The 10,448-nt window shown below is 68.0% G+C and carries 7 protein-coding genes and 3 pseudogenes; 6 read left to right on the top strand and 4 right to left on the bottom strand.

Translation table 11 applies throughout. From position 1 onward, the window contains the following. A pseudogene (locus ACFWP5_RS49935) lies at positions 1-429 on the bottom strand (hypothetical protein); the annotation flags it as partial. Between the two features lie 319 nt (positions 430-748). Between ACFWP5_RS49935 and ACFWP5_RS49930 the strand changes: the two are divergent. After that, positions 749-927: pseudogene (locus ACFWP5_RS49930) on the top strand (IS3 family transposase); the annotation flags it as partial. Positions 928-1,051: 124 nt separating this feature from the next. Here the strand turns inward: ACFWP5_RS49930 and ACFWP5_RS49925 are convergent. Further along, on the bottom strand, positions 1,052-3,763 hold the full coding sequence (locus tag ACFWP5_RS49925; RefSeq protein WP_384173258.1) for an AAA family ATPase: 2,712 nt from the start codon (positions 3,761-3,763) through the stop codon (positions 1,052-1,054). A gap of 365 nt (positions 3,764-4,128) precedes the next feature. Between ACFWP5_RS49925 and ACFWP5_RS49920 the strand changes: the two genes are divergently transcribed. The 5 genes and pseudogenes from ACFWP5_RS49920 (at position 4,129) to ACFWP5_RS49900 (ending at position 6,548) form a co-directional block, all read left to right on the top strand. Beyond that, on the top strand, positions 4,129-4,899 hold the full coding sequence (locus ACFWP5_RS49920; protein WP_384173256.1) for a thioesterase II family protein: 771 nt from the start codon (positions 4,129-4,131) through the stop codon (positions 4,897-4,899). Then, positions 4,896-5,021 carry a hypothetical protein gene (locus ACFWP5_RS49915; protein ID WP_384173253.1) on the top strand — a complete coding sequence of 42 codons (126 nt, stop codon included), beginning with the start codon at positions 4,896-4,898 and terminating at the stop codon, positions 5,019-5,021. Before ACFWP5_RS49920 ends, ACFWP5_RS49915 begins: the two co-directional genes overlap by 4 nt. Further along, positions 4,975-5,118: pseudogene (locus ACFWP5_RS49910) on the top strand (hypothetical protein); the annotation flags it as partial. The gene ACFWP5_RS49915 and the pseudogene ACFWP5_RS49910, both read left to right, overlap by 47 nt. Positions 5,119-5,147: 29 nt before the next feature. Then, the gene (locus tag ACFWP5_RS49905) at positions 5,148-5,525 is read left to right on the top strand and encodes a 4'-phosphopantetheinyl transferase superfamily protein (protein WP_384173250.1); all 378 of its coding nucleotides are present in this window, start codon (positions 5,148-5,150) and stop codon (positions 5,523-5,525) included. 519 nt (positions 5,526-6,044) lie between these two features. After that, positions 6,045-6,548 (top strand): flavin reductase family protein, encoded by a 504-nt coding sequence (locus ACFWP5_RS49900; RefSeq protein WP_384173247.1) that lies wholly within the window; start codon positions 6,045-6,047, stop codon positions 6,546-6,548. Position 6,549: 1 nt separating this feature from the next. Here ACFWP5_RS49900 and ACFWP5_RS49895 read toward each other — a convergent pair whose 3' ends face one another. Further along, the gene (locus ACFWP5_RS49895) at positions 6,550-9,180 is read right to left on the bottom strand and encodes an AAA family ATPase (RefSeq protein WP_384173244.1); all 2,631 of its coding nucleotides are present in this window, start codon (positions 9,178-9,180) and stop codon (positions 6,550-6,552) included. 71 nt (positions 9,181-9,251) lie between these two features. Further along, positions 9,252-10,304 carry a MupA/Atu3671 family FMN-dependent luciferase-like monooxygenase gene (locus ACFWP5_RS49890; protein ID WP_384173261.1) on the bottom strand — a complete coding sequence of 351 codons (1,053 nt, stop codon included), beginning with the start codon at positions 10,302-10,304 and terminating at the stop codon, positions 9,252-9,254. Positions 10,305-10,448: the final 144 nt, after the last annotated feature.

Raw genomic sequence — 10,448 nt, 5'->3', positions numbered from 1 at the left:
GCCCGGCATCAGCCGGTAGCGGCCCTCCGCGCGCTGGTAGCAGTCGACGTTCGTGCCCATCGCTATGTGCTCGCCGAGCCAGCGCCGTGAGCCGAACTGGCGGCGCAGCAGGTCCGGCGCGTTCACTTTGACCACGATCTGCGAGTCGAAGCCGAAGCCGAAGCCGAAGCCGAGGCCGGTGTCGAGGTCCAGGTAGCTGTGCGACTTGCGGGCGAAGCAGTACACGCAGGACCAGCAGTTCGCCGTGGATGCGCCCCCCGGGATTCTCCCGCGCCAGACGCAGCACGAGAACGCGGATCGAGCGCACCGTACGCGGCCGACCCGCACGCTTGGGCCGGGAACGGGCCGCGTGGCGACGCGAGACCAGGTCACGGTGCCAGCGCAGCACAGTGTCCGGGCGCACCAGCAGCCGTGCCCGGCGCAGCACACCGCGCGGGAGCCGGTGTAGCAGCGCGGCCAGGCACACCCGGTCACTCAGGGCGAACCGCACCCGATCCCGGCCGAGTTGGCGTTCCGGCACCGTGATCTGATGACGCAGCGCGAGGATCTCCGCGTCCTTGTCCTGGTTGCTCACCGGCAGCAGCCGCAGCAGGGAGAACACGTTCGCCACACCCAGATAGGCAAGTCGAAGCAGCACGACAGATCATCCTGCCGGGGCACTCACCAGGTGCCCAGAGCACCCGCCCGAGCGCCCGCGTTCGACGCCACCCGTATACCAGCCCGCACCAGGACGGATGAGTTTTTCGGCAGGCGCGGAGTCGGATCGAGCTACGACAATGCACTTGCCGAGTCATTCTTCGCCAGCATCAAGCGGGAACTGTTTTATGGAGATACAACAACCGGCGCCGTCACTCCGCACTCGGTCATATCAGTTCGGTCGAATTCGAACGACGCTCGATCAACTCGGGTAGCCTGAACTCCGCTGCAGCACCAACCGCATCACCGACATCGTCAAGGCCGTCCTTGTCCTCCACCACGCATCACCGTGATGTTGGAAAACCCTCAGTGAATCGACCCCCGATTTCCCTCATTGGTCCTCTTATTCGGCGACTTACTGCGGTCCGCACATCGCCATAGGACCGAACAGCTTCGACAGCTTGGACCGGCCGCTTATCCTCAACTTGCGGTAGACCCGGGTGAGATGCTGTTCCACGGTGGACACGGTGATCCACAGTTCGCGGCTGATGTCGCGGTTCGAGCGTCCTATCGCGGCAAGCCTCGCTACCCGCAGTTCAGCCTCGCTGAGCTCCTCAAGATCGCCGACAGAATTGCTGCCGGCCTGATGGGGCACCCTTTCGGGCTGGCCCGGACGCATGTCATCCCGTGGTTCAAAGCGCTGGCCGACGCCGTCGTAGGTGTGCTGCAGTTCCCTTTCCGCCCGGAGCAGTTCGACGGAATCGCCAGCGGTCCTGAGCCGGTCCACCGCGCGCAGCAGCAGCCGCACCCGCTCGTCCTGCTCCGCGGTGGCGGCCAGTAGACGCAGTGCCATGCCCGCTGTCCTGCCGTCCCGGCACGCAGGCTGCTCCAGCCAGTCCTGGAGCACCTCGCGCGCGCCGGTCCTGTCGCCCCTGATCAGTAGGGCCTCGGCCGTGCTGGCGGGCAGCGGGACGGGCACGCCCATCTGCACGTTCCACACATCCAGCCGGTGGCGGCAGGCGTGGAAGTAGTCCAGAGCCTCGGTGATCCTGCCACTGGCCATCGCCAGTCGTCCGAGGGCGTGCGCATAGCGGACACCGACGGCCGTCTCCAGCATCGCCTCCGGTATGGGCCGCGCGGCGTTGTCCACAGCCTCCCGCACTCGGCCCAGTTCGAGGTTGGCCTCGATGAGAACCGACAGCGGGTACCCGACGAGCAGGCCCCAGCCCTCGTTCCGAAGCAGCGTGACCGCGTTCTGCGCCAGCTCGATCGCGGCGTCAGAATCGCCACTGCGCAAGCACACATCGGCCCGTACAGCCTGCATTTCAGCCAGGCAGGCCGTGGCACCCCGGTCGCCGAAATGCTCGATCAGCTCGTCGCACCAGGACAGCGCCCTGTCGCACCGGCCTCCGTAGGCCAAGGCAAGAATTGCCGCGCTCATCGTCTCCAGCGGCCTGACGCCCAGTCTGCTCTGCCGGAGCACCTGCTCGGCCGCCTCCGCGCTCTCCTCGTCGCCACCCCTGACCCACACCCGGGCGAAGATCTGGCCCGTGTCAAGGCGCGGTGCCCCGATACCGGAGGCCTTGGTGTACCAGGCTCGCAGACTGTCCGAGGTGAGGAACGGCGGGCACGCGGCGCCGTACCAGCGCCGGAACGTCAACTCGAGTTCTAAGCGTGCCTCTTGACCGAGGGCGATGCCGCTCGTCATGGCGTCTTCCATGACACTCACCGCGCCGTCGGCGTCCCCGCGGGACACCAGGAGTCGTACGAGGGAAACTACGTCCCGGTCGATGAGCCTGCCCGCGCGCAGCGCCTCCCGGAGTAGCGACAGGAACGAGAGCGCGGCGGTGGGATTGGTCTGCAGTGTGAGTTTGAACAGCTGCCGCAGGACCACGCGACGCTGGTCGGCGTCGTCGGCCGCGTCCAGCGCCAGGCCCAGACAGCTGAGCGCGGTCGTGGAGTCCCCCTTGCCCAGGGCCCGTTCGGCCGCTTCGGACAGCACTCGCGGAGCCCAGTCGCCGTCCGCGCGGGCTGCGGCGAGCAGATGCGCGGCAACATCGGCAGCGTCTTCTCCGGCGTCGTACAACAGGCCGGCAGCGCCCAAGTGCATCGCCGACCGTTCCTCGGCCGACATGCCGGCCAGGATTACGGAAGCGACCTCGCAGGAGCCCAGGCGGTCGGCGCGGATGAGACCGGCCCGGGTGAGGACCTCGATCGAATGCCCGACCTGTGCCGCATCGAGATCCAGCAGCCGACTGAGCCGCGAAGGGGAGGCGTGCTCGCCGAGCACCGCAATGCCGCAGGCTACGTCGAACATCTGGGGTTCCCCGCGGTGCAGACAGGTCACGACGGCCCGGCCGAACCGTTTACCCACACCGGGACCAGGCGCCCCCTCGTGTTCCGTTGCGAGCTGTAAGTCCTCGACCAGGGCGTTGACGAGGGTCGGGTTGCCGCCGCTGAGGTGGTGGAGCCTGCGTGCGAGCCAGGCGGTGGTAGACGGATCAGTGATCGTTGCGAGCAACGAGCGGATCTTTTCCTCGGTCATCAGTTTCAGCTGGATCCGCAGGTGTGGCTGCCGGGTGACCTCGGCCCGGCACGGTGGCTGGGCAACCCACGGATACTCCCATTCGCTGAGGATCACCAACAGGCGCCGAGACCTCATCCTGTGCTGCAGGTAGAGCAGAACCTGCAGAGAGGCAGGGTCCACGAACTGCAGATCGTCGACGCAAATCACGACGTGTCTCTCGGTGCACAGCTCCAACAGCATCTGGCAGATTTCCCGCAGCGCCGGTAACTCGGCCGGTGAGTCGAACGTAGGAGCGCCGAACTCCTGAAAGGACCGGCCGATGAGCCGGGATATACCGTCGGTGACGTCATTCGGAAGATCCGCGTGATGAATCAGCTGATCGACCACCCCCATCGGCAGTCCCTGCTCGGCGCGTGAGCCAGTAGCCCAGAGCACGAGTGCGTCATGTCCTGATGCCGATTTCCAGAATTCATGAAGAAGGCGCGTTTTGCCGCCTCCTAATGCGCCGCTCACAAGAACGAGCTGACCATTTCCGGCGGCAGACAGCGACATTAAATCCCGCAGAATACGGGACGCCTCACCGTATTCGACGAAGAACATAACAGCAAACCCCCGTGTGAAGTAGTTGCCATGCCCGATCGAGGCCAAGTGAGACTCGCCGCACAGAACCCCCGATTAACACAAAGGACACATGCGTGTCCCGTGTACCTCACTAGGCGTAGTTTAGCAACTCACATAGAACAGAACGGAACAAAATATCAAAGCATGGCAAAGAATGGAGATTTATCACTCTGTGTGATTCGTCATGGACGAAGCGTGACTGCCCTGTCGAGTCAGGTCCGGAAGGAGAGGGGGTGAGGTAGGAGGCCGTAGGGGTTGCCGTCCAGCGGGACCCGGCTGAAGGCTGAAAGCAGGGCTGGAGGCTGTCGCTCTTCGCCAAACACCGAATCCAAGGACCTCGGCTGATGTCGGTAATCCCCCAAAACCACGCGTCGGCATGGGCACGCAGCTTTCAACCTGCGGACGAGCCGGCGCCGAGAATGGTCTGTTTCCCTCACGCGGGCGGGGCAGCCAGCTACTACTTCCCGGTTTCTCGTGCGCTGGCAGGAAAAGTGGAGGTCCTGGCCGTGCAGTACCCGGGGCGTCAGGACAGGCACAGGGAACCCGCGATCAGCAACATCCACACCCTGGCCGCCCAAGTGTTCCGCGCCCTGCCCAAGGGCAAGGTGGGCCGCACCTGGTTCTTCGGTCACAGCATGGGAGCCGCGCTCGCGTTCGAGGTGGCGAGGCTGATGGAAGCAGAGCTGAACGAGACGCTCACCGGGCTCATCGTCTCCGGCAGGCGCGCACCCTCCCGCATCCGAGAGGAGGCCGTGCACCGTCAGGACGACGCCGGGCTCATCGCCACCGTCGCTGCGCTCGGCGGCACGGACCCCGCCACATTCGCCGATCCGGAAACTCGCCGCCTTTTCCTGCCGGCTCTGCGTGCCGACTACACCGCCATCGAGACCTACCGACCCGTCGGCATCCCTCGCGTCACTTGTCCGATCCACGCCTTCGTCGGAGACGCGGACCCGCTGACCACGTTGGAGGAGGCCAAGGCCTGGCGCGAGCACACCAGCGGCACTTTCTCGATGCGCGTCTTCAAGGGCGACCACTTCTATCTGACGGCCCGCGCAGACAAGGTCGTCGCCGAGGTGTCCCAGCTCATCCTGTCCACTCCGTCACATCCATGATCGAAGCCGTCCTGCCGGCGCAGGCGGCTGCCGCAGAGGCTTTCGGCGACGAGTTCAGCGAAGCTCCGCTCTACGATGCCGAAGAAGCGGTGGTCGCGCGCGGTTCCCGGTCGGCGTCGTGACTTCGCTGCAGCCAGAGCTTGCGCCCGGCGAGCTCTGGCATCACTCTCCGCCCCGCCGGCTGCCCTCCTTCCCGACGAGCGCGGCGCCCCTGTCCGGCCTTACGGGTTCACAGGTTCCCTCACCCGTTGCGCTGGACACGGAGCGGCCGCAGTGGCAAGAGACACCGATCTGATGTCCATGGGCATCGACGCCGAGCCGCACGCTCCCTTACTCCGGGGCGTTCTGCCGCATATCGCGTCGCATGCGCGAAGGAATCCCTTTACAAGGCATGGTTCCCCCTCGCGCACTGTTGGCTCGACTTCCTTGATGTAAAAGTCACCCTTGAATCAACGGGACAATTCGAGGCCCGGCTGCTGATCCCGGCTCCGTCGTCCTTTCCCGTATCCACGACCGGGCGCCGGCAAGTCGCCGATGCGTTCATCACCACGGCCCTGTCCGTGTCAGCGCGTCATGACACCCGGTTGTTGACGCGGCTGATGGGTGGGGGCGGGGAGCGCCAGTAGACGAAGAAGCTGCTGGTGGAGCAGGTGTCACACCGCGTGGCCTTGATGGCGCCCGGCGGAGAGGCCGCCCGCGCTCGCACCTGGGCTGCCGCGCGCTGTCGGCGTCATCGTCTCGATCACTATGCGTACAGACCCCCGCACACGTTCCGGTCGGCCGCTCTGCTCGGCATTCATGATTCCGAGATCGCATGGCCTATGACGATTCCTGTATTCGCTGCGGTGATTTGGGGGTTCTTAAGGGCGGGTGGTTAGGGTTGCAGTATTGTCTAGGTGGCGGGGAGGCATGGTGGGACCGATTGTCCGGATGCCGGGCGGAATGGTGCTGGATTCCGCCGGGCAATGCCAGGGCTGTGTGTTCGCCGTGGCCAATGTCCCTTTCCTCGTCCCCCAGCCGGAACGCGCCGGGCCGCCTCCGTCACATCCCGATGTCAGCGGGGCCGGAGCCCTGACCTCGGGGGAGCGGGACGCCTGGCGGAAGTTCGTTGACGGCCTGTCCGGGCGCGATGACGAGGGGGCGGGATGGCAGAGCGACGGCCGCGACTGCGTGCGGTGACCAACGAGCGGGATCTGCGGACGGTACTGGGCGGCTTCCCGAGCGGCGTCGTCGCCGTGTGCGCGCTCCGCGACGGCGCACCGGCCGGAATGGCGGTGAGCTCGTTCACGTCGGTATCGCTGGAGCCCGCCCTGGTGTCGGTGTGCGTATCGGTTACCTCACGGACGTGGCCGGAGCTGCGGGAGAGCCCGGCGGTCGGGATCAGTGTCCTGGCCGAGGGGGATGGCGGGATCTGCCGCGACCTCGCGGGGCCCGCCGCCGAGCGGTTCGGGCGGGTCGAGTGGGCCCCGGTCGACAGCGGCGCGGTGCTGCTGCCGGGCGGGGTCGCGTGGCTGGAGTGCGTGGTCGCGGACGAGATCCTCGCCGGGGATCACCTCGTCGTCCTGCTGGAGGTTCGGGCCGTAGCCGACTATCAGGGCGAGCGCCCGCTGGTCTTCCACCGCAGCAGGTTCCGGGCGCTCGCCGGATAGGTCAGGTGAGGCCGTCCAGAGCCTTGGCCAGGTGCGGGCGCCGGCTCACCTTCAGCTTGCGGTAGACCCGGGTGAGGTGCTGCTCGATGGTGCTGACGGTGATGCAGAGCTCGGTCGCGATCTCCCGGTTGGAGTAGCCTGCCGCCGCCAGCGAGGCGACCCGCTGCTCGGCGTCGCTCAGCTCCATCGTGCCCGCCCGGTCGTCACCGGTGGGCCGCGCCTGCGACGGAGCATCGGACGGAGTCTTCATCCCCGTACGGGCGATCAGCGCGCCCGCCCGGCGCCAGGTGGCCTCGGCGCCGGCCAGGTCGTTCTGCGCCCGCTGGGCCCGGCCCAGGTCGATGAGGACGGTCGCCAGGCCGACGAGGTCGGAGGTCTGCTCGGCAGCCGCGACCGCCTGGCGCAGCATCGCCACCCGATCGGCTCCGTGCGACAGCATGGCATGGATCCGCAGGGTCGCGCCGCGCGTGCGCAGATCCCACGGTTCGGTCAACGCCAGCTGCTCGGCCAGCAGGGCGCGGGCGTAGGTGGTGCGGCCGAGCCGCAGACCGGCCAGGGCCGCGCCGTTCCGCCACGGGATCAGCGCGGGCTGGTCAATCTCCCAGGAGCGCATGAGCTCGCCGCACGAGTCGTAGTCGGCCAGCGCCGTCAGATGGTGGCCGATGGCGGCGTGGTGCCCGGCCCGCGCGTACATGTAGTAGAGGCCGGGGAGGGTCTCGAACATGCCGTCGGGGAGCGGTACCGCGAGCAGGGCCGCGGCCTCGTCATGGCGGCCCCGGTCGGTCGAGGCATTCACCGCGCTCGACAGCGGCAGGCCGATCGCCATCCCCCAGCTGCGATTCGACAGCAGCGACAGCGCGCGCTGGGCGTGCGCGTCCGCGGCGGTGAGGTCGCCGCGGCGCAGATCGATGATCGAGAGCGCGGTCGACAGCAGCGCCCGCCACGTCACCGAGCCGCGGCGTTCGGCCGCCTGTAACAGGATGTCGATCCAGGTTCCGGCACGGTCCAAGCGATCGGTGTAGACGAGCATCGAGAGGGCCGACAGCGCGGGGACCAGCGCCGAGTCGTCGAGCCGGGTGTTCAGCAGCGACTGCTCGGCCGTGATGAGCATGTGGTCGTCGATCTCGATGCCGGGGATGGCCGCGGTCCCGGCCGTCCGGACGTCGTCGGGCGGGCCGGCCTGCTCGGGGACGAGGGACGGGTACAGCCAGGAGCGGAACCCCTCCGCCCAGTCCGGCGGGGCGCCGAGGTCGACTCCGCTGGCCAGCAGCGCGAGGGCGTTCTCGCGCTGACCGTGCCAGAGCAGACAGGTGACGAGGTTCTCGGTCTGCGAGGAGGTGAGCCTGCCACCTCTCGCCGCCTCGTCGAGGTCGGGCAGCAGCCGGACGACCGAGAGCGGGTCGATCTGCCATTCGGCGGCGGCCAGATCGGAGGTGATCTGGGCGTGCTCCGGCCCGCCCCGCGCGGAGGCCTGCCGGGCCAGCCGCAGGTAGCGGACGGCGCGGGGAAAGTCGCCGCGCTCCTCCTGGCCGGCGGCGTCCCGGAGGACGTCCACCATCCACGGCTCGTCGATGTCGCCGGCCTTCGACAGCAGCGCGGCCAGGCGGGTCGGCGGCGCGCCGTCGTCCCGCAGTACGGCCGCCGCGCGCAGCAGCAGCTCGGCCTGCCGCTTGGCCGGGATCTTGGACAGGACGGCGTCGCGGGCGGCGTCGGCGCGGAACCCGTCGCCGAGCAGCAGTCCCGACGCCTCGAGGGACTGGAGCCCCTGGACGGCGACGGTCGGGTCGATGGTGAGGATCTCGGCGAGCAGTCCGGGGGTGGCCACGTCGCCGAGGACGGCGACGGCCCGCGCGAGCTCGGCGACGGTCGGATGCCCCCGGTGGAGGAGCCGCCACACGGCCGTCGCGAAGTGGCCTCCCGGCACCGAGGTCCCCGCCGGGGGCCGGGAGGCGCGGGCGTCGGCGACGAGCGCGGACAGCAACAGCGGATTGCCTGCGCTGAGCCGGACGAACCCGGACGGCTTGACGTCCTGCGTGATCGGCCGCAGCGCGCGCCGAACGGCGTCGGCGGCGGCCGGCGGCGGCAGCGGTCCCAGCCGTATGTGGCGGCAGTGGGGCTGGCTGCTCATCTCGGCGGAGAACTGGGGACGCTCGTCGAGCGGGCAGGATGACAGCGTCATCGCGATGAGGATCGGCGCGGTCTCCAGTCGCCGGGTGAGGTAGAGCAGGCTCCGCAGCACCTCGGCGCCCGCGTGGTGGGTGTCGTCGATGCCGATCACCACCGGGGTGCGGTCGGCGAGCTCCTGGACGGGCCGCCAGAACCGGTGCAGTTGCGCCGCCGAGGGCGGGCGGCCCCCCTCCACCCATATTTCGGACAGGTACTCGGCTGCCGATGACGGGATACGTGGATGCAGCAGGAGCTGACCGAAAAGTTCGGCGGGATCGTCATCGGCGCGCGTCGCGGAGGCGCCGAGGAAAACGGCGCCCCGTGCCGTCGCCTCCTCGCCGAAGGTGCGAAGCAGACTGGTCCTGCCGTAGCCGCCGAGCCCCGTGATCAGAGCGGCGCCGCCCTTACCGTGCAGGACGTCGGACAGAAGCGAAGAGAGGATTTCGAACTCAGCTTGGCGTTTCAACGTGACACGCACCCCCCGATGGCGCCAGGCACTGGATGAGATATGCGATGGTTCCCGGGACCTGAACGCGATCAGTTTTGCTGCCGACGGACCTCGTCGAGGCGGCTCAGGCCCTCCAGCGCGACGCCTGTGTCGAGACCGAAGTCGATGAGGCAGGCGAGATCGTCGACATCGATGTCCTCCAGCGCCTTCACCGTCTTCACCGCGTCCTGCACCGTGCCGAACAGGCCGCCGGTGTCGAAGTAGCGGTCGAAGGAGCGGGAGATGATGAAGTCGACGTCGGCGGGCGTCAGCCGGTTCAGGTCGACGCCCGGCATGTCGGCGCTGATGGCCCGCGCGAACAGGCCGATGGAGCTGCGGAGGTAGGCGCTGAAAGGGTCGTGTACCAGCTGCCTGACCTCGTCGCGGTCGGTCCCGATGTAGGTGTGCAGCATGAGGGCCACATGGCCGCGGGTGCCGTGGTGCTCGGCGTGGGTGTCCCGGTAGGCGCGGATCTTCCCGGCGAGGCCGTCGAGGTCCTGCCCAAGCAGGTGGCTGAGCACCCCGACGCCCAGCTCGCCGGCCTGCCGGAAGGTCTCGATCGACCCTGCGCTGGTGAGCCAGATCGGGAGTTCGGGCTGGATCGGCGGCGGGAAGATCCGCACGGAGGAGGCGGCCCCGGTGCCGTCGGTGAACTCCAGCTCCTCCTGCCGCCACAGGCGCCGCACGGTCTCGACGGTCTCGACGAGGATGCGCTTGCTGTCGGCGAAGTTCTCCGGCCGCAGGGCGAAGTCCACGGCGTTCCATCCGGACGCGAACGAGACCCCGGCGCGGCCCCCGGAGAGGTTGTCCACGACCGACCATTCCTCGGCGATCCGGACGGGGTGGTGCAAGGGGGCGACCACGCTGCCGGCGCGAATGGAGACGCGCTCGGTGATCGCTGCCACGGCGGCCGAGGTCACCGCGGGATTGGGGTAGAGACCGCCGAAGGAATGGAAATGACGCTCAGGTGTCCACACGGCTGAGAATCCGTGGACATCGGCGAATCGCGCACCTTCGAGAAGGAGCTCATATCTGTTCTGCGTAGCGTTTCCTGTGTCGGCGAAGTAGAACAGACTGAAATCCACGGTGAACTCCGTTTCCATCCGAACCATCGGCCAATGGCACGATAATCAGAGGAGCGCGGATGCTGACCCCTAAACCTCCCCCTATCCTCCGGAGGGGCGGGCGCGTAGGGGTTTTCGGGCGGTGACTCCCTGACTGAAAAGGCTTCGGCCGGACCGCACGGG

This window comes from Streptomyces sp. NPDC058469 (genome assembly GCF_042721125.1).
GTDB lineage: Bacteria > Actinomycetota > Actinomycetes > Streptomycetales > Streptomycetaceae > Streptomyces.
This window is presented reverse-complemented; position numbering and strand designations above follow the sequence as displayed.

Bases quoted from the DNA above. Each gene is read 5' to 3' on its own strand.
- ACFWP5_RS49920 (WP_384173256.1), top strand. From the start codon at position 4,129: ATGTCGGTAATCCCCCAAAACCACGCGTCGGCATGGGCACGCAGCTTT.
- ACFWP5_RS49900 (WP_384173247.1), top strand. From the start codon at position 6,045: ATGGCAGAGCGACGGCCGCGACTGCGTGCGGTGACCAACGAGCGGGAT.
- ACFWP5_RS49915 (WP_384173253.1), top strand. From the start codon at position 4,896: ATGATCGAAGCCGTCCTGCCGGCGCAGGCGGCTGCCGCAGAGGCTTTC.
- ACFWP5_RS49890 (WP_384173261.1), bottom strand. From the start codon at position 10,304: ATGGAAACGGAGTTCACCGTGGATTTCAGTCTGTTCTACTTCGCCGAC.
- ACFWP5_RS49925 (WP_384173258.1), bottom strand. From the start codon at position 3,763: ATGTTCTTCGTCGAATACGGTGAGGCGTCCCGTATTCTGCGGGATTTA.